The sequence below is a fragment of the Grimontia sp. SpTr1 genome (genome assembly GCF_947387585.1).
Taxonomy (GTDB): domain Bacteria; phylum Pseudomonadota; class Gammaproteobacteria; order Enterobacterales; family Vibrionaceae; genus Enterovibrio; species Enterovibrio indicus.
In genome coordinates this window covers 403,766-423,376 of record NZ_CANDOD010000001.1, presented here as the reverse complement: position 1 = coordinate 423,376, position 19,611 = coordinate 403,766, and the positions used below count along the sequence as shown (strand labels likewise).

General features: G+C 51.5%; 16 protein-coding genes. 10 read left to right on the top strand and 6 right to left on the bottom strand.

The window, feature by feature from the left end:
- The 10 genes from QL223_RS01980 (at position 1) to QL223_RS01935 (ending at position 9,482) form a co-directional block, all read left to right on the top strand.
- Positions 1-513, top strand: coding sequence for a TRAP transporter small permease (locus tag QL223_RS01980; protein WP_281543707.1), 513 nt, complete (start codon positions 1-3; stop codon positions 511-513).
- 8 nt (positions 514-521) lie between these two features.
- Positions 522-1,832, top strand: a complete 1,311-nt coding sequence (locus QL223_RS01975; protein ID WP_281543706.1) for a TRAP transporter large permease — start codon at positions 522-524, stop codon at positions 1,830-1,832.
- Positions 1,833-1,918: 86 nt separating this feature from the next.
- On the top strand, positions 1,919-3,223 hold the full coding sequence (gene hisD, locus QL223_RS01970; protein WP_062664810.1) for a histidinol dehydrogenase: 1,305 nt from the start codon (positions 1,919-1,921) through the stop codon (positions 3,221-3,223).
- Between the two features lie 21 nt (positions 3,224-3,244).
- A complete protein-coding gene (locus tag QL223_RS01965) occupies positions 3,245-4,021 on the top strand; it encodes an SDR family oxidoreductase (protein ID WP_348651373.1) in 777 nt (258 codons plus the stop codon).
- Positions 4,022-4,044: 23 nt separating this feature from the next.
- The gene (locus tag QL223_RS01960; RefSeq protein ID WP_281543704.1) at positions 4,045-5,052 is read left to right on the top strand and encodes an alcohol dehydrogenase catalytic domain-containing protein; all 1,008 of its coding nucleotides are present in this window, start codon (positions 4,045-4,047) and stop codon (positions 5,050-5,052) included.
- A 107-nt stretch (positions 5,053-5,159) separates the two neighbouring features.
- Entirely contained in the window at positions 5,160-5,447 is a 288-nt protein-coding gene (locus tag QL223_RS01955; protein WP_281543703.1) for a UxaA family hydrolase, read from the top strand.
- Between the two features lie 2 nt (positions 5,448-5,449).
- On the top strand, positions 5,450-6,619 hold the full coding sequence (locus tag QL223_RS01950) for a UxaA family hydrolase (RefSeq protein WP_002541226.1): 1,170 nt from the start codon (positions 5,450-5,452) through the stop codon (positions 6,617-6,619).
- Positions 6,620-6,717: 98 nt separating this feature from the next.
- On the top strand, positions 6,718-7,731 hold the full coding sequence (locus QL223_RS01945) for an Ldh family oxidoreductase (RefSeq protein WP_281543702.1): 1,014 nt from the start codon (positions 6,718-6,720) through the stop codon (positions 7,729-7,731).
- Between the two features lie 14 nt (positions 7,732-7,745).
- On the top strand, positions 7,746-8,777 hold the full coding sequence (locus QL223_RS01940; RefSeq protein WP_002541224.1) for a YeiH family protein: 1,032 nt from the start codon (positions 7,746-7,748) through the stop codon (positions 8,775-8,777).
- Between the two features lie 198 nt (positions 8,778-8,975).
- On the top strand, positions 8,976-9,482 hold the full coding sequence (locus QL223_RS01935; RefSeq protein WP_281543701.1) for a DUF2199 domain-containing protein: 507 nt from the start codon (positions 8,976-8,978) through the stop codon (positions 9,480-9,482).
- An 11-nt stretch (positions 9,483-9,493) separates the two neighbouring features.
- Here QL223_RS01935 and QL223_RS01930 read toward each other — a convergent pair whose 3' ends face one another.
- The 6 genes from QL223_RS01930 to QL223_RS01905 all read right to left on the bottom strand — a co-directional run bounded on the left by QL223_RS01930 (position 9,494) and on the right by QL223_RS01905 (position 19,555).
- Positions 9,494-10,375 (bottom strand): transglutaminase family protein, encoded by an 882-nt coding sequence (locus tag QL223_RS01930; protein WP_281543700.1) that lies wholly within the window; start codon positions 10,373-10,375, stop codon positions 9,494-9,496.
- Positions 10,372-12,939, bottom strand: a complete 2,568-nt coding sequence (locus QL223_RS01925) for a circularly permuted type 2 ATP-grasp protein (protein ID WP_281543699.1) — start codon at positions 12,937-12,939, stop codon at positions 10,372-10,374. The genes QL223_RS01930 and QL223_RS01925 overlap by 4 nt, the downstream gene beginning before the upstream one ends.
- A 69-nt stretch (positions 12,940-13,008) precedes the next feature.
- Positions 13,009-16,326, bottom strand: a complete 3,318-nt coding sequence (locus tag QL223_RS01920; RefSeq protein ID WP_281543698.1) for a transglutaminase family protein — start codon at positions 16,324-16,326, stop codon at positions 13,009-13,011.
- The gene (locus QL223_RS01915; RefSeq protein WP_281543697.1) at positions 16,323-17,267 is read right to left on the bottom strand and encodes an alpha-E domain-containing protein; all 945 of its coding nucleotides are present in this window, start codon (positions 17,265-17,267) and stop codon (positions 16,323-16,325) included. Before QL223_RS01915 ends, QL223_RS01920 begins: the two co-directional genes overlap by 4 nt.
- Complete coding sequence (locus QL223_RS01910) at positions 17,267-18,724, bottom strand: circularly permuted type 2 ATP-grasp protein (RefSeq protein ID WP_281543696.1); 1,458 nt, start codon at positions 18,722-18,724, stop codon at positions 17,267-17,269. The genes QL223_RS01915 and QL223_RS01910 overlap by 1 nt, the downstream gene beginning before the upstream one ends.
- Positions 18,725-19,165: 441 nt before the next feature.
- On the bottom strand, positions 19,166-19,555 hold the full coding sequence (locus tag QL223_RS01905) for a hypothetical protein (RefSeq protein WP_281543695.1): 390 nt from the start codon (positions 19,553-19,555) through the stop codon (positions 19,166-19,168).
- Positions 19,556-19,611 lie beyond the last annotated feature (56 nt).

Below are 19,611 nucleotides of genomic sequence, written 5' to 3'. Positions count from 1 at the left end.
ATGAATTTCTTAAAACAAATCGACGAAAATGGTGAGCGCTGGTTGCTGTTGTTCTTCTACACCACCATCGTCATAACCATCGCCATGGAAGTATTAAGACGCTTTGTCTTCAGCTACTCCTCCATTTGGGGTGAAGAAGTCGCAAGGTATGCCTTTATTTATCTGGCGTGGGTCGGTGCATCCGCGGCCGTAAAAGAGCGCGCGCACATACGTATTGATGTCTTGCTGCATTACCTGCCCAACCGAGGCAAAGCAGCCATTTATCTGCTTGGGGATGTCGCCACACTGGTTGTCGCATTATTCGCGCTCTATTGGTCAATCCACCCTATTGAAATATCACTGAAATTTTGGTCTGTGACCCATGGTTTGGGGCTCAGTCAGGCTTGGTTTCTTGCCGCTGTTCCGCTGGGATTCTCCATGATGATATTCCGACTGATGCAGTCTATGCGCCGGGATATCCGCAGCCTCACACAGAATACGCCTGTGTTCGAAGGCAACAAGCTGTTTGATTAGGAGGTCTCATGCTGAATTATTACTCGCAACAGGTCTCCGTCGATCTTGGCTGGGAATTCTATGGCCCTGTTATTGCCATGCTGGTACTCATCGCACTTGCGGTACCGGTATGGGTATCACTGGGTTTGGGCTCAATTGCCCTCTTATTTATCACCGAAGTGCTACCTCTGTCCTTGTTTGGTGAATCTCTGTTCGACGGTATTGATGCCTTCGCGCTGATTGCCGTCCCACTTTTTATCCTGACAGGTGATGTTCTGGTGAGAACCGGTCTCTCGAACAAGCTCCTTGACGTGGCAGAAGCCAGTGTTGGTGGCGCGAGAGCAGGTTTTGGTAGTGCAACTGTTTTAGGCTGTGGTTTCTTCGCCTGTATCTCAGGTTCGGATGCGGCAGGTGCAGCAGCAGTAGGCCGAATGACCATTGACCGTCTGGTGGCGCAGGGTTATCCAAAGCCTTACGCCTGTGCACTGGTCGCCGCGGGTGCTTGTACCGGGATCCTGATCCCGCCATCAATTGCCTACATCATTATTGGTCTTGTGCTGGGTATTTCTGCATCAACGCTGTTCCTGGCAGCGGCAGTACCGGGTGTCATGGTCATGATGGCTATCATGCTGACCAACGTCGTCATGAACCGTATCTATGGTTATGAAAACGCGGGACAAGGCTTCTCGATCAAGCGCTGGTTTTCAGTAGTGGTTGATGCACGTTATGCCCTGTTGGTACCTGTCATCATTCTTGGTGGTATTTACTCAGGTGTGTTTACTCCGACAGAAGCGGCCGCGGTGGCTGTGGTTATCACCATCATTATCGGCCTTTTCCAGGGCACGCTGAAAATCAGCGATTTCCCGAAAATGTTGGAAAGCTCTGCCAAAGTAAACGGCGTCATTCTGCCCATTATTGCGCTGAGCCTGCCACTGGCGCAGACACTGGCCGCGCTGGATGTACCACAGGCATTCGTGGAAACCATGACATCGTTTACCGATAGTCGCACGGCACTGATTCTGATCATGATTGGTATTTTGATCATCTCAGGCTGTTTTATGGAAACCACGCCAAACATTCTGATTTTGTCGCCAATCCTGCTGCCACTGGCACGCGAGATCGGCATGGAAGATGTGCAGTTCTGCATCATGATGGTTACCGCTCTGGGTGTCGGCTTCATCACACCGCCACTTGGGCTGAACCTCTTTGTTGTATCCGGATTAACGGGGACCTCGGTTCTGAAGATTGCCGCGCGATCGGGGCCCTACGTCATATCCATGTTAACGGTGGTATTGCTCCTGGCATTTATCCCCGAATTGTCGCTCTGGGCGCTCGACTAACCCAACGTATTTAACCCTCCTCTTGCTTGTCGCCGACAAGCCAGACAGGGAAGTTGCGCCCAAAATTTAACGAGGAAATTATCGACATGGCTGTTAAGTATCTGAAAAAGGCAGAAAAAACTGCTGCAACAGGTGAAGACGATGTTCGCGCAATCGTGGCGGACATGCTCAAAGATATCGAGCAGGGCGGTGAAGAAACCTGCATCGCTTATACGCGAAAATTTGATAACTGGCATGGCGACATTGTCGTCTCTCAGGAAGACATCGACGCGGCAGCAGCGAAAGTGCCAGAGCAACTGAAAAAGGATATTCAGTTTGCTTATGAACGCGTTCGCGACTTTGCCCAGGCACAGTTAGACAGTTTGAGCGAATTTGAAACCGAACTGTCCCCAGGTTTGTTCGCGGGTCAGCGCTTGATCCCTATGCAAGCCGCAGGCTGTTATGTGCCTGGTGGCCGTTACTCACATATCGCATCAGCAATTATGTCTGTAACCACTGCAAAAGTGGCAGGCGTTGACCATGTTATTGCGTGCTCACCTCCAGGCCGTGAAGGCGGTATCCACCCTGCCATTCTTTACACTCTAAGCCTGTGTGGCGCTGACACCATTCTGAACTTGGGTGGCGTTCAGGGCATCGCAGCCATGGCATTCGGTCAATTCACTGGACACCCAGCAGACATTCTTGTTGGCCCGGGTAACCAATTCGTAGCTGAAGCTAAACGTCAGCTCTATGGCCGTGTTGGTATCGACATGTTCGCAGGGCCTTCTGAAGTGATGGTGATTGCAGACGCTGATGCAGACCCAGAACTGGTCGCCGTCGATTTGGTCGGTCAGGCGGAGCATGGCCCCAACACCCCAGCTTGGCTACTGACAGATTCAGAAGAGTTAGCTGAGAAAGTCATGAAACGACTGCCTGAGTTAATTGCTGATCTGCCAGAGCTCAATAGCAAATCAGCGGAAGCTGCTTGGCGCGATTACGGCGAAGTGATTCTTGTCGACACCAAAGAAGAAGCCGTGAAAGTCAGCGACGAATACGCTTCTGAGCACCTCGAAGTACACGCTGAAGATCTGGATTGGTGGCTGCAAAACCTGCGCAACTACGGCTCTCTCTTCCTTGGCGAAGAAACCAATGTGGCCTTCGGCGATAAAACCTCTGGGCCAAACCACATCCTGCCCACCAAAGGCGCAGCCAAATACACCGGCGGCCTGAGTGCGGGCAAGTTCATCAAGGTGGTGACCTATCAGCGCTCCACCAAGGAAGCGAGCAAAGATGTGGCACAGGTAACTGCGCGAATTTCCCGCCTTGAAGGTATGGAAGCACACGCGAAAACAGGCGATGCACGCCTCGCGAAATACTTCCCTGATGAGCAGTTCAACCTGCAGCCAGAGTAAGTAAAACGAAGAGGGACTGAGATGACGGGCAGCATGATAAATCAACTATTCAACCTTGAAGGTCAAGTCGCATTGGTGACGGGAGCGGGTTCCGGTATCGGGCAACGCATGGCTTATGCCCTCGCCAAAGCGGGTGCAAAAGTGGTGCTCTCCGGGCGCCACGCAGAAACACTGGCACAAACGGCGGTCGCCATTGCAGGTGAAAGCGGAGACGCCGCCATCGAAACCGTTGACCTTAACAAGCGTGAAACGCTGCCCCGATTCATTGAAAAAGTGTCATCGCACTTTGGCGCGCCAGACGTTCTGGTGAATGCCGCTGGCGTCAACCTGCGCCAACCAGCCGATGACATCACGCTGGAAAGTTGGGACATGACATTGAACCTCAATCTGTCTGTTCCCTTCTTTCTTGCCAAAGCCTGTTTGCCCGGCATGCGGGAAAAAGGACGCGGAAAAATCATCAATATCGGCTCGCTGCAAAGCTATCGCGCCTTTGCCAATTCGATTCCCTATGGCGCATCAAAAGGCGGCGTGGCGCAGCTGACAAGAGCAATGGCAGAAGCCTGGTCAAAGGAAGGCATTACCACCAATGCCATTGCACCTGGGTTCTTCCAAACACCACTGACAGAAAAAGTGTTCAGTGACGATTCCCTCTCCAAGCACCACGCATCAATGACAGCGGTTGGGCGCAATGGAGAGCTGAGCGACTTCGATGGACTGACGGTGTTTTTGGCATCCAAAGCCTCGGATTACATCTCAGGCCAGATGATTTCTCTTGATGGCGGTTACACCGCGAAATAGGCAAGCAGTAAGGAATAACAATCATGGATATGAAAGCGCTGGTTTACACAGGTCCAAACCAAATGACCTACCGAAACGAGGAAATGCCGACACCACGTGAAGACGAAGTGCTGGTCGAGATCCGTGCTGTCGGAATTTGTGGGTCTGACTTGCACGCTTACCTCGGCCACGACGAGCGCCGCCCTGCCCCGCTGATCCTCGGGCATGAAGGAGCAGGCATCGTCCACGGTGGTGAATGGGACCAAAAAGCTGTGGTCATCAATCCACTGGTCAGCTGTGGAAAATGCGATTACTGCCTGACAGGCCATACGAACCAATGCCAATCGCGAGAGATCATTTCCATGCCGCCTCGTGAAGGCGCATTCGCCGAATTTATTGCGATTCCCAAACGCAATCTGGTGCTAGTACCGGATGGCATGTCACTCAGCACAGCATCACTGGTTGAACCTATCGCCACGGGCTGGCACGCCGTCACCAAAGGCGCAGAGCTCAGCAAACGTCCTTTGGTGGAAAGCAAAGCATTGGTTTATGGCGGTGGTGCCGTTGGGCTTGCAGCCGCGCTTTCTCTTGCTGCACAAGGCTGCAAACAAATCTATCTGGCAGAAACCAATGCCCTACGCCGTGAAACCGTGGAAAAGGCCAATGTCGCCACTGTTTTCGATCCGCTGACCGATCAGGTCGTCGGCGAGAACACCATGGATCTCGCCGTGGATTGCGTGGGTAACAAACACACACGAATGGGTGCATCAGCGGCGGTTAAACCCGGTGGCGTGATCATTCATGTGGGACTGCAAGACAGCCTGGAAGGACTGGATGTTCGTAAGTTCACCCTTCAGGAAGTCACCTTCGCAGGCAGTTACACCTACACCATGCAGGACTTCAAAGCGACGCTAGAAGCCATGCATAACGGTGCGCTTGGCGCACTGGACTGGATTCAGGAGCGCCCGCTTAGTGATGGAGCGAACGCTTTTGACGATTTACTTAACGGACGTATCGCCGCTGCAAAAGTGGTGCTGCTCCCCGAAGGGTAAACAAACACCGAGGCAAGGTTGGTGAAGCAGATTGCCCAAGCTGTATGCCAGCCACGCCAAGGATATATGGAAGTAAGTTTTAAACCTTGATTCAAAAGGAGATGAAAATGCAAGCACCGGACTTTCTCGTCCATGACTCGTCTGACACTGTCGGCGTGATTGTGGTCGAGGGCCTCGAAGCAGGCCAAACGCTAACCGGATGGGTGATGGACACAGATGCCACCATCGAAGTACTCGCGCTGGACGCAATCCCTCTCGGCCACAAAGTGGCGCTGAGCGACATTAACGACGGCGACACCATTCTCAAGTATGACAACGATATCGGTAAAGCTGTCGCAGACATCGCGAAAGGCGGTCACGTACACGTACACAATGTGAAAACCAAGAGGTGGTAACCATGAGCAAATACACATTTATGGGCTACCGCCGCGAAAATGGCCGTGTCGGTGTGCGCAATCACGTCATCATCCTGCCATTGGACGATCTGTCTAACGCAGCATGTGAAGCTGTTGCTAACAACATCAAAGGCACACTGGCGCTGCCACACCCGTATGGCCGCCTGCAATTTGGTGAAGATTTGGAACTGCACTTCCGTACCCTGATTGGTACAGGTTGCAACCCGAACGTGGCTGCGGTTGTGGTTATCGGTATCGAACCGGGCTGGACCAGCCGTGTGGTTGAAGGCATCAAAGCTTCTGGCAAGCCTGTACAAGGCTTTGCGATTGAGCAAAACGGTGACATCAACACGATTGCTGCCGCTTCCCGCGTAGCGAAAGAATACGTTCATTACGCGAGCGAACTGACCCGCGAAGAGTGCGACGTGAGCGAGCTGTGGGTTTCAATGAAGTGTGGCGAATCTGACACCACATCTGGTCTGGCAGCGAACCCAACCGTGGGTAACCTGTGTGACAAGTTCTCTGCAGAAGGCGCGACCCTGTGTTTCGGTGAAACATCAGAGCTGACCGGTGCAGAGCAAATCTGTAAGACCCGTGCAGTGAGCCCAGAAGTTGGACAGAAGTTCCTGGACACTTGGCAGGCATACATGGACGAAGTTATCGAACCACACAAAACTTCTGACCTGTCTGACAGCCAGCCAACCAAAGGCAACATCGAAGGCGGCCTGACCACTATCGAAGAGAAAGCGTTTGGTAACTACCAGAAGATCGGTAAAACCACGCAGTTCGTTGATGTTCTGACGCCAGCAGAGCGCCCAGAAGCAGGCCCAGGTCTGTACTTCATGGATACCTCTTCTGCGGCGGCAGAGTGTGTGACGCTGCAGGCAGCTGCAGGCTTCGCGGTTCACCTGTTCCCAACAGGGCAAGGCAACGTCATTGGTAACCCTATTGTGCCGGTTATCAAAATCACTGCGAACCCGCGGACCGTGCGTACCATGGGCGAGCACATCGACGTGGACGTTTCTGGCATTCTGCGCCGTGAGCTGAATCTCGACACAGCGGGTGATGCGCTGATCGACATGACGCTGCGCACCGCAAATGGCCGCGCAACGGCAGCGGAAGCGCTGGGTCACCGCGAGTTCGTTCTGACCAAACTGTATCGAAGCGCATAAGCATTTCGCTTATTCGGCGCGGCAATCATTTGATACAGCAAGACCGACGCTGGGGAAACCCAGCGTCCTTTTCCTTACCCCAATCGCAGGAGCCAGTTATGCCTGTGTTTATCGACCCTTCGGAAGCTAAATCCCTGACCGCACAAGCGCTGGAAAACGCTGGCGTCACTTCGGCTAACGCTAAATCTGTCGCTAACGCCCTAATTCAGGCTGAAATCGATGGTCAATCAGGTCACGGACTCGCCCGCCTTGCGGCCTACATTGAGCAGGTCAAATGCGGAAAAGTGATGGGTGATGCAACCCCCAAGGTGGATACCCCAAAACCCGCGGTTTGTCATATCAATGCAGAGCTCGGTTTTGCCTTTCCGGCTATGGACAAGCTCGTTTCCCTGCTTCCCGCCATGGCAAAAGCACAAGGTATTGCGTTAGCTACAGTGAATCGATCACACCATTTTGGACAGGCCGGATTTCACGCAGAACGAATCGCCAAACAAGGTTGTATCGCCTTGTTATTTTCCAACAGCCCGAGCGCTATTGCGCCTTGGGGTGGAAAAAAAGCCCTCTTTGGCACTAACCCTATTGCTTTTGCCTGCCCACGAGACGGCGCACCGCCAGTGGTGATCGACATGAGCCTGAGCAAAGTGGCCCGCGGCAAAGTGTTAGTCGCTAGAAAGAATGGCGAATCTATTCCAGAAGGTTGGGCGATTGATGCCCAAGGCAGACCCACTACCGACGCCGATGCTGCGGTAAAAGGCTCGATGCTACCGATTGGTGATGCCAAAGGGGCAGCTTTAGCGCTGATGGTAGAGATTCTCTCGGCAAGCCTCACCAGCGCGCTTTATGGCTTTGAAGCTTCAAACTTCTTCGATACCGAGGGAGAACCGCCCGCAATCGGTCACGCCGTCATTGCCATCGACACTTCTGTTTCTGGAACACAATTTGCTGAACGCCTTGAGTTACTCCTTAACACCATGTGTGAGCAGGAGGGTGTTCGCTTGCCCGGACAGCGTCGAATTGTCCGCCGTGAACGCGTGCTCAAAGATGGCTTACACCTCACCGATGCCACCATAAAAGAACTACGGGAATTAGCTCAACTATCAAATAATCAATAACATGGAAGTTATTCATGCAATCACAACTAAAACAACGTCTCCCTAATTGGCAATCACTGAGCCAAAGTGCCCGTACCCTTGCGCCTGGTCTTTTACTTTCCGTCACCGTTGCTGCTGCAGCCACCTTTCTCGCTGCGCATTATGGTGCACCGCAAATGCTGTTTGCCCTTTTGCTGGGCATTGCGTTTCACTTTCTCGCTGATGATTCCAAGTGTCAGGCAGGCGTAGAGTTTGCCGCCAAAAAAGTACTCCGATTTGGCGTGGCGTTACTTGGTCTTCGCATCACGGTGGAAGAAATGACTTCTCTCGGCTGGGAAGTGTTGGTCTGGGTAGCGCTTGGTATTGCGCTCACTATTTCTATCGGCATGTTAGTGGCGAAAATTCTCGGCCGCCGCATTCAGTTTGGTGTGTTGACGGGTGGCTCAGTCGCTATCTGTGGCGCATCTGCTGCGCTGGCCATTTCGGCCGTTCTACCCAAACACCCGTTCAGTGAGCGCAACACGCTGTTCACGGTTATCGCGGTCACCGCATTCAGCACCATTGCTATGGTCATCTACCCCATCTTCGTTAACCTTTTAGGCTTTGATGACCGACTGGCTGGTATTTTCATCGGCGGGACCATTCACGACGTCGCACAGGTTGTTGGTGCGGGCTATTCTATTTCCCCACAAGCCGGCGAGTTCGCCACCATCACTAAACTGCTGCGCGTGGCGTTACTGGTTCCGGTGATTCTGGTGATTTCCCTTTACTTCCGAAGCCATCCTGACAAAGACAGCGAGAAAGCCGATATCCCACTGCTTCCGTTTTTCGTTGTCGGTTTCTGTATTTGTGTTGCTATTAACAGCGCCCACATTCTGCCTGTTGGTGTCACCAACACCCTGTCAGGACTCTCATCCTGGTGTCTGGTTTCGGCAGTTGCGGCCTTGGGGATTAAAACCTCTGTGAAGAAACTCTTCACCATCGGCTACGAGCCGATTCTGATGGTAGTGATTGAAACAGTCGCCATTGCAGCTTGGGTATTAGTGGGGATTTATTGGTTCTTCTAGCAGCCCATAAAATCTAAATCCCAATCTTGCTGTAACTTCCTTCAACGTAATCTGCACGTAATGTCTTCTGCACGGGCCAAAAAACGTTAAAGGGCATCAGTTTTGACGGTGGCAACTTTTTTAAAAACGTATGACCGCTAAGATCTGATATTAGATACTACTAAGTAAATCCGGAGATACTTGGGATGGGAATTTGATATGGCCGGTATATTCAGTTTTAAGTGTTCAAGCTGCGATGAAATACACGAAGGCTCTCCAAGTTTCGCTTACCGTGCGCCTGATCCATGGTTTGATCAGCCAGACGAAGTCAGAGAAGCGGGTAAGCTGGGAGATGACCTCTGTTACTACAAAGATGAAGACGGTTACCACTATTTCGCACGGGTCATTTTAGAGATCCCAATTCATGGCGTGACGGACCCTTTTATGTGGGGAGTGTGGGTATCTCTAAGCGAAAAGAGTTACGACCACTACATTGCCACTTGGGACGAACCCGAAGATGGCATGGGGTATTTTGGATGGTTCTGCAATCGCCTTCCTTATTATGAAAACACTCATTCTCTTGCTACCGATGTGATGCCACAGCCTGATGGACAACGACCCACCTTAACTTTGCATGAAACCAAACATGAGCTTTATGAAGACTTTACTCATGGTATCAGCATCGAAAAAGCCCAGAAAATTGCTGAGATCTGCATGCATGGTTGAGTGGGCTGTAACTAAATCCTAACCACATCCACAGCCACGCTTAGGCTGTGGGTGTCACCCCCTTCAAATACCACGCCTTGCAGCGGTGTGATATCAGCATAATCCCGGCCCCACCCTGTCACGATATGTTGGTCGCTGGCGATCAAGTTGTTCGTCGGGTCGAACTCCACCCAGCCCACATCAGGGACAAAAATCGCGAACCAAGCGTGAGACGCATCTGCACCCACCAGCCTTTCCTGTCCAGGAGGCGGCACAGTTTCGATGTAACCGCTCATATAACGGGCCGCAAGACCCACCGAACGCAGGCACCCAATCGCGAGTTGTGCGTAGTCCTGACAAACGCCGCGCTTTTGCTCCAGCACTTGCTCTGGTGGCGTGGTGACATCCGTCGCAGCGGGATCGAAGGTGAATTCATTGAAGATTCTGCTGGTCAACGCCATGGTGGCTTTCAGCACGGGCTGAGCGTCTTGAAACAACTCATCAACGAAAGCAGCAAGCTTGTCTGAACGCTGGATTTGCGCTGAATCCAACACAAATTCACTAGCCATTCTGGCTTCTTCGTTCTCTGTGCGTTTTAGAATAGCTCTCAGCTCGCCACAGGTTAGCGTGTGAGTATCAATCATTTCGCTCCATGGCGTGGGTTGCACATCCAGATAACTGACAACATCAATCGTCAATGTCTGGTGTGGCTCCTGAATCGAGAAGTAAAACGTCTTGTTGCCGTAGTAATCCACACCTTCGTTTTGGTAAACAGGCGAAGGCGTCACATTCAGCCAGTGGTTATAACAACGCTGATTATCAGTATCGCGCGGCACCAGGTGTGCCATGTTGTAGCAAAGCGTCACAGGCGCACTGTAGGAGTAGGTTGTTTTATGTTGGACCCGGAATTTCATACGTCCAATTTCCATTTAGGTTTGATGAGCTGTTGCGGTCCAGCCGTGTGGTCGAAGTACTTGTCTGCGATGAGTGATGTGAACTGTTCCAGGTTCGCACTGACGCTGTTCAATTGCGCTTCAAGCGCTGCGCGTCGATTCTCATCATTTGCCGTTGAAAGCGCATTGAGATCGACCTGTTGAATGTCACTCAAGGTTTTCAAAATCACGCGATTTTCCGGTGTCCAGCCGCCCGGAACGTAAGACTGATGCTTCGGCAACATATCGAGGAATTCACGAAGCCTTTCGATTTGGTACACCAGCGCCCTTGGGTTGGTGCGGTCAATCATCAGCAGATCGAGACCAAAAGGCACCCGCGCTTTAGTGCGGTATCGGCGACGGAAGGAGATTAGCGCTTCCACGCTCAGTAATACCGACTCCAACACCTGTTGTTGCGGCAGGCTTGGCAACTGCTCCACCAGCGTGGATTTCAACAAAGTAACGGTCTGAATCGCACGCTCTGTGCGTTGACCCATTTGCAGGAATAACCAATCGTGTCCACGCAGCATACTTTCGTTGCTCAAACCGGAGAGCGCCAGCAGCGATGTGACCAGCCCATCCAACGATTCCTCTGGTGCTTCCGGTAAACCATTCATGAAAGCACGGTCGATTTCGTAGAGGTTGTCACGCAGGCGGTTAAGGATGATGCGGGTATCGGCCGACAAACGTTCCCTCACCTGCTCGCCACAAGCCAGCATCGCCAAGAGGTTTGACTTGATGGAACCGACACGGTTGCCATTGGTCACCAAGTCTGCCAGTTCACCTTCTGGGTTTTCGAAAAGGTCTTCATCACCCTCCGTGAAGCCCGGTAAGCAGCGGGTTTGCAGAGAAACCGCTTTTAGTAACGTATCCCGGCTTTCAGTCTCCAGAAGCTCCAAACCACTGAGCTGCTTGAACACCACCCGGATAAGGCGAATGCTCATTTCTGCGCGTTCGGCGTAACGACCAAACCAGAAGAAGTTATCGACCACACGGCTAGGCAGGTTGCCTTCCTGAACGAGTTCAAAGCCCGCACGTTCCAGCAATGACTGGTGAGTGTGGTCAGGTTTATCTGCCGTAATCCAGAAATCTTTGCTGCGGGAGCCTGAAAGGTGGGTGACAACATAATCATCCTGCGCATCCGCCACACGACTCAAACCGCCCGGCATCACCGCATAGCTTTCCCCGTCTGCCACACTGAACGCTTTCAGAAGGCTTGGACGGCTTTCCAGCGAACCGTCACACCAAACAGGGATCAATGAACCCGGCACATAACTTTGCGCCACATAGTTATTCGGATTTTCACGGATCTTCGCCAGAATGACCTGCTTTCCCGCTTCGTCGAGGCTGTGACCATAAACAGACATGCCTTGGGAGCGACGGTACGCGGGTTTAATAATCAAGGAATCCAGATGGGTTTCAACGTATGCCAACGCATCTGGATGACCACACCAATAAGAAGCAACGTTCTCGAGCTTCAATGGCTCATTGAGGTAAAACTCACACAGCTTTGGCAGGAAAGACATCAAGGCTGGCGATTCCAACACAGCGCTACCCAGCGGGTTCGCCAGAATCACATTCCCGCTGCGTACCGCTTCCAACAATCCTGGAATCCCATACATAGAGAAGGCGCTGAGTTCGACCTGATCGCAGTCGTTATCGTCTGTTCGGCGCAGAATCACATCCACGGGTGATAGGCCGTTGATAGACTTCAACCAGACTTTCCCGTTTCGGACAGTCAGATCCCCGCCCTGCACCAAGGGATAGCCCAAGTAGTTCGCGAGATAAGTATGTTCATAATAACTGCTGCTGGTTGAACCCGGTGTGAGAACCACAATCTTCGGATCATCGGTTTTGTGAGCGGCCAGCTCTGTCAGCGTATTTCGCAGCGTTTGGAAGAAACTCGAGTGGCGTTTTACATAACTGTGGCGGAAGATCTTGGAGTGAACGCGGGAAATCACCGAACGGTTTTCCAGCGCATACCCCATACCTGCTGGTGTCTGAGTCTGATCACCAATCGCCACAAAGTGACCGGAACTGTCGCGGATTAAATCCGTCGCTTGCAGGATAAGGTGTTTTTCGCCCGGCATACGGATGCCGTAGCACTCCCGGATAAAGTCAGGATGACTGAAGACAATTTCAGGCGGGATGATGCCTTCTTTGATCAGCCGTTGTTCACCATATATGTCCTTCAGGATGCGGTTAAACAACTCTGCTCGCTGGCTAAGTCCGGCTTCAACCTGTTGCCATGCCTCAGCGTCGATCACATTGGGGAGAATATCCAGCGACCAGACATCTGGCGACAAGGGGTCGTTTTTGAGATCGTACGTCGCCCCATCATCACGCAGAATACGCTGCGCACGGCGATGCAGTTCATCTAACCTTTCGGCGCGAAGCCCGGAAAAGTGGGAGAGAATCGGCTCCCAATGCGCGCGGACTTTTTTGTTCCCTTCGTAAACTTCATCAAAGGCGTCTCCATTGCCTTGCTGAAGATAAGTGAGGGGCGAAACCGCCCCTTCAAGCTCAGTATCTGAGTCATTCATCATTGTTGTTTTAGAAACCTTCCTGTTTTCTTCGTAACGAAGGATACCTCATTCAAACTAACAGTCGGGAATTCAGCTCACTCTAGTGTTCCGTTTTCTCAAATCTAAGGTATTCGGATACTCAAAACTCACCTCCTCCTTCTGAGGAGACATAGGCTTGGCAACCTCTTCATTCGGATAGAACCTACGCAATGCATCAAAGGCTGGAGGCGGCATCAGCGGCCCCTGCGTAAAGCCATCGTCATTGAAACGGGTGATACGGCGTCCTTCCGCTTCGTTGCCATTCACCGGGAAGGTATCGTAGTTACGTCCACCTGGGTGACTGACATGGTAGGTACAACCACCGACCGACAAACCGTTCCATGTATCCACCAAATCAAACACCAAAGGCGCATCCACACCCAATGTCGGGTGAAGCGCTGATGGTGGTGACCAAGCACGATAACGCACAGCAGCAACAAACTCCCCTTGTCTGCCTGTCGGGCGAAGCGGCACACGGCGACCATTGCAGGTCAGCATGTAGCGCGAGTCTGTCAGTCCATTCAGTTTGACCTGAATGCGTTCGACCGACGAATCCACATACCTGCTGGTGCCGGATTGAGTCACTTCTTCGCCCAGTACGTGCCAAGGTTCTATCGCCCAGCGGATTTCGATTTCCATATCATCTAACTGCAATCGACCATAATGCGGGAATCTGAATTCTTCAAACGGCGCGAGCCAATCCAGCTTGAACGGGAAACCATGCTGCTGAAGATCGTCCACCACCTCTTTGATGTCTTCCCACACAAAGTGCGGCATCATGAATTTATCGTGAAGCGAGGTGCCCCAGCGCACCAGAGGCTTGTGATATGGCGCTTTCCAGAACCTTGCAGCCAGACAGCGAATCAGCAGGTTTTGTACCAGCGACATGCGTGCATGAGGCGGCATTTCAAACCCACGGAATTCGAGCAAACCTTGCCGGCCACTCGCCGTGCCTGCTGCATAGAGCTTGTCGATACAGAACTCCGCGCGGTGAGTATTACCGGTAATGTCCACCAACAGGTTTCGCATCAGTCTGTCTGCGAGCCAAGGTTGATCGACTAAGCCATCAGGGAAGTTCTGGAAGGCGATTTCCATCTCATACAAGGCTTCATCACGCCCTTCATCTGCACGTGGTGCCTGACTGGTTGGGCCGATAAACATGCCTGAAAAAAGGTATGAAAGCCCCGGATGATGCTGCCAATAGTTAACGAAGCTGCGCAGCAAATCCGGACGGCGCAGGAACGGACTGTCAGCGGGTGTGACGCCACCTAAAGTAATATGGTTCCCGCCTCCGGTTCCTGTGTGACGGCCATCCAACATGAACTTTTCTGCGCCAAGGCGACATTCATGAGCTGCCTGATACAAGGTTTCGGTATTCTCAACCAGCTCGTTCCAGCTGCGGGACGGATGAATATTCACTTCAATCACACCCGGGTCTGGCGTGATCAGGAACTTCTGTAAACGGTGATCTTTCGGAGGCTCATAGCCTTCAATCACCACCGGCAATTCCAACTTCTTCGCTGTTGCCTCGACGTGATGGATCAGCTCAACATACTCTTCCAGCGTGTTCATCGGCGGCATAAACACATGCAGCCTGCCATGCCTTGGTTCCACACAAATCGCGGTGCGAACCACACTGACATACCGCTTTGGTGCATCCGCATCTTCCGGTGAGATATTTTCCTGTGAGTAAACGGGCAGGTCTTCTCGCGGTTCAAACGGGTCTCGCTCTGGAATGATTTCTTCCGGCGCGGTAGCGGGCAAAGATTCCAGCGGCAGGCGGAAACCCATTGGGCTATCGCCTGGCACCAAGGTGATCACGTCAGAGCGCATCGGCCATTTGGAGCTGTACCAGCCCGAACCGGAATGAGCGATGGGTAGGATATAGCCAGTCACACTCTCTAAGCCTTTGCTGAGTATGTTGGCAAGGCGGCGTCTTTCGAGATCATCCGTGAGTTTGGCTTTCTTCGGGTTCACGCCATCCGGCAAACCCCGCTCCAGCCAAAGGTAATAAAGCGAGTCTTCAAAGCTTGGCTGAACAAACACAGAAGACAAGCCCAAGGATTGGCTCAGTGTATTACTAAAACGCTCTGCGTCTTCAATGTCATGCCCATAATCTTTATCAACGCGGGCAAGCAATGCCGGATAGCGCCACAGCACTTCACCGTCCGTGCGCCAGAAACAACCCAGCGCCCAGCGCGGAAGCTCCTCACCGGGATACCACTTGCCTTGCCCATAATGCAGCATGGCGTGGGTAGCGAATTCATCCTTCAAGCGGATCAGCAGATCTTTTGCCAGACGCAGTTTGTCGTCACCCAGTGCTTTGGTGTTCCATTGGTCTGAATCCATATCATCGACAGAGACAAACGTCGGCTCTCCGCCCATGGTCAAGCGCACATCCCCTGCTGCCAGTTCAGCATCTACTGCATTTCCCAGCGCTTTGATGTTTTCCCATTCAACATCGCTGTAGGGTTTGGTAACTCGCGGGTCTTCATGGATGCGCGTGACCGTATTGCTGTAATCAAAGGTGACTTCACATTTGTCTGTGCCACCCGTGATTGGCGCGGCAGAAATGGGGTCTGCAGTACAAGCCAGTGGAATATGCCCTTCTCCGGCAAGCAGACCACTGGTCGGGTCCAAACCTACCCAACCTGCCCCGGGCAAATAGACTTCACACCAGGCGTGGAGATCGGTGAAGTCTTCTTCTGGGCCAGATGGGCCATCGAGGGCTTTCACATCAGCAGTAAGCTGAACCAAGTAGCCCGAGGCAAAACGCGCCGCCAAGCCTAATCGACGAAGAATTTGCACCAACAGCCATGAGGTATCGCGACAGGAGCCTTTCTTCAGCGTCAGCGTTTCCTGACAGGTTTGCACACCCGGTTCAAGGCGAATGCCATAGCTGATCTCATTTGCCAGTTGGCTGTTTAAGCCAACAAGGAAATTAACGATTGGCGTTTCACTCCGGTCAATCGCCGCCATCCATTTATCAAGCTCAGGGCAATCTTCGGATGTTTTCAGATACGGCGAGAGCTCTTCGAGTAACAGCGCATCATATTTGAACGGGTAATGCTCTGCGTATTCTTCAATAAAGAAGTCGAAGGGATTAATGACCGTCATATCGGCGATCACTTCCACTTCAAATTCCAGCTTGCGTGTTTTCTCTGGGAATACCAAACGCGCTTGATAGTTACCAAACGGGTCTTGCTGCCAGTTGATAAAATGATCTTCCGGCGTGACTTTCAGAGAGTAAGCATGAATGTGGGTACGCGAATGAGGCGCAGGCCTCAGCCGCAGGATATGCGGCGAGACATGGACATCGCGATCAAACTCATACGACGTTTTATGTAGGATCGCAACGCGAATTGTCATGCAGCCTCTCCGTGTTTGAAATCAAACCAGGTATCGCGGATCTGGCTTTGCAGATCGATCAGCGCCAACTGGATGTCATTGAGATATTCACTGAGAGACAGGTTGATATCGTCCTCGCTTTCCACCTCGTAGGTTTTGGCGCGGAGTGCTTCCGCAGACTTAGCAACCGCTTCATAGCGTGGCAGGTAAGTCGACGCGGTTTTGATTTGGCGCAAGCAGAATTTCAGCGAACGCGGGAAGTTTTGGTCGCCCAGCAAGAACTGACACGCCACCACACTATCAATGCCTGTTTTCATGGTGCGCTGACAGGTCAAATAGCCACTTTGCGATTTCAGTACTTTGGACCAAATGGCTTGGTCCAATACCACTTTCTCTTCCGGCAAGGCGTTGACAGAGATGATGACCGCGGAATCCAGAATGCGCGTGCACATGTCTGCCCTTTCGGTATAGCGCCCCATCACGTTAAAGCTCCAGCTTTCGTCACGGCTCATGGTGTCTGCCAGCAATCCATTGATTTTCTGGCAGCTTTCAATGATCGCATTCAAATAAGCATGGCGATTCGAACGGTTGATGCCTTGCTGAATGTTGTTCTTTGCGTACTGGCAAAGCTCGTTGATCAGCTCCCACATTTCTTCCGGCACTACGTCACGCGTAGTGCGGATGTTTTCTTTCACCATTAACAGGGAAGACAGCAGCGAACTTGGGTTGTCTTCTTTCGCCAGCAAGAAACGCATGACGTTTTTCTCACCCTGATCTTTGTAGATAGCGCCGAATTCTTCGACACAGCCATTAATTTCAATCAGGTTGTACCAAGAAACTTTCACGTCGCGTGGCAGGTCAAACAACACTTCATCGTATACGCTCACCAAGCGAGCGATGTTCTCTACGCGCTCCAGATAGCGCGCACTCCAAAACAGGCGTTCTGCAACTCTCGATAGCATCACTTCGCTCCTTTTGTTCTAACAATCCATGTGTCTTTACTGCCGCCACCTTGTGACGAGTTGACCACCAGCGAGCCTTTCTTCATGGCGACGCGGGTCAATCCACCGGTAGTGACATAGGTTTTATTGCTTTGCAGGATGAACGGACGTAAATCGAGATGGCGCGGTTCCAGTTTTCCGCGTCCCACCAGCGTAGGTGCCGTTGAGAGTTTTAAGGTAGGTTGTGCAATGTAATTACGTGGGTTTTCCTGAATCAGTTTGGCAAAGAGTTCCTGATCTTTTTTGGTGGAGTGCGGTCCCACCAGCATGCCATAACCGCCTGATTCATTGGCAGGTTTCACGACTAACTTATCGAGGTTTGCCAGCACATATTCGCGCTGTTCTTTGTCTTCACACAGGAAGGTTTCCACATTCGGCAGAATCGGCTCTTCATTGAGGTAGTAACGAATCAATTCCGGCACGTAAGCGTAAACCACTTTGTCGTCTGCCACGCCAGCGCCCGGTGCATTAGCCAGCGCTACGTTTCCAGCTTTCCAAGCACGCATCAAGCCCGGCACACCCAGCATGGAATCTTTGTTGAACACTTCCGGGTCGATAAATTCATCGTCAATACGACGATAGATGACATCGACACGCTCCGGGCCATGAATGGTTTTCATATACACGCAGTCATTGTCGTCGACGAAGAGATCATTACCCTCCACCAGCTCAGCACCCATTTGCTGGGCAAGGAAAGCATGCTCAAAATACGCGGAGTTATAGATTCCCGGTGTCAGTACGACGATTTCTGGCTGCTTCACTTTGCGCGGCGACAGCGCTTTCAAAGTTTGGAAAAGCTCAGATGTGTAAGCGTCGATGGGAAGAATGTCATCATTCTCGAACAACTCCGGCAACACACGTTTAGTGACAGCGCGGTTTTCCAGCATATAGGAAACGCCGGACGGTACGCGGAGGTTGTCTTCCAGCACATAGAACTCACCATCACCTGCGCGCACCAAATCAGTGCCACAAATGTGTGCCCAAACACCGTATGGTGGCGAAACACCGACGCATTCTGGTCTGAAGTTTTTGGATTCTTCGATGATATGAGCGGGGATAATGCCGTCTTTAATGCAGTTTTGATCGTGGTAGAGGTCGTCGATAAAGCGGTTGAGTGCGGTGAGTCGTTGCTTGAGTCCTTTTTCTGCGATGGCCCAATCCTCGGCATCTATGGTTCGGGGAATGATATCGAAAGGCCAGGCCCGGTCTATGTTTCCTTCATCTGTATAAACGGTAAAGCTGATGCCCATGTCCTCAATAGTGGCTTCAGCCGCCTGCTTGCGTTTTTCTAGCTCATCCGTTGAAAGATCTTCTAGGTATCTAATCAATCGGTCAGAGGAAACGCGGTAATTTCCTTTACTGTCCACCAGTTCGTCGAAGAACTCTCCACTGTCGTACTTCGTCATCAAATCACTCATGGCGGTTCTTCCTTTTTTTGCGATCCACCTATCTGACTCTACGCCCATCCTTATTGTGAAAACTTGACGAATTTCGCGATTTTATTCTGATTTTTTGCATATTTTTCAAGGCGATCGGCTAACCATTTGGACAAAGCACTTAGCATAAGCACACAAGACTCATTAATGAGTCACTTTCGTCGGCATTTATGGTCTACACATGAAAGGAATAGGGACTTTTTGATGGCTCAACAAATATGCGCTATGAATCGGCAATAAATGACAAATAACGCCCTTATCATCGGGCGAATAAAGTCAGATATTTTAGGATATTAGTTGACCGAAAACCGTTTAGGAGAGAGGTTCTGCCCCAATAAGGTGCAATTAATTTGGCTTTTACTGCCATTTTTTCATTTGTGCATTTTTTGTTCAGCTTGCCGCGTATTTCCTAGAAAGAGTCATTTAAACCTTACTGGGTAATCTGGACTGGATTTCCTTCATCAAGCCTTCCGGGTCTCGGTAGGCATAATAATTCACCACAATACGTTTCTCGCCAGCAGAAATGACAATAGAAAAGTCATTCGATTTAGAGCTTGTGACCTCACGCCAGTGAATTCGATTTTTACCCTTCTCAACATACTCGTCGGTCACACGGGTATTTTTCGAATCAAACACCCAGAACAAAGAAACAAGAATGCCGACAAACGCCAGAAAACCATACAAGGCATTCATCCAAATGCTTTGCTCTTCGCCCCCCAGCACTAACTGCAGGTTTAGCACGCCAAATGTCATGCCCAACATCAGGATGACGAAGGAAAGTGGCTTGTTCAGAATCGCGTAATTCTTGTCCATGTCGGAAGATTTTTCACTCACTGATAAAAACTCTCAATTTGAATCTATCCATAAGA